This window comes from Achromobacter sp. SIMBA_011 (assembly GCF_046535435.1).
In the GTDB taxonomy this organism is placed as follows: Bacteria; Pseudomonadota; Gammaproteobacteria; order Burkholderiales; family Burkholderiaceae_B; genus Achromobacter; species Achromobacter dolens.
Window position 1 is genome coordinate 1 of sequence record NZ_JAWRWN010000893.1, and the last position, 252, is coordinate 252.

1 protein-coding gene is annotated in these 252 nt (G+C 63.9%); it reads right to left on the bottom strand.

The features are described from left to right. On the bottom strand, window positions 1-248 hold a 248-nt coding region (locus SB816_RS33585), incomplete at its 3' end, for a TrbC/VirB2 family protein (RefSeq protein WP_410548451.1). Window positions 249-252: the final 4 nt, after the last annotated feature.

Below are 252 nucleotides of genomic sequence, written 5' to 3' on the forward strand. Positions count from 1 at the left end.
CTGGCGGCGAAGGCGATGGAAATGCCGAAGACGATCTGGATCAGACGGCGAAATCCGCCGCCGGTATCGCCAAAGGCCAGCGTCAATCCGGTGACGATGATGATGATCACCGCGACGATCTTCGCCACTGGGCCCTCGACGGATTGCAGAATGGACTCGAGCGGGGCCTCCCATGGCATGGAAGAGCCGGAGGGCCAGGCCGGGGACGTCGTGAGGCTCACCCAGGCGAAGGCCGATGCGGTTGCGATATGG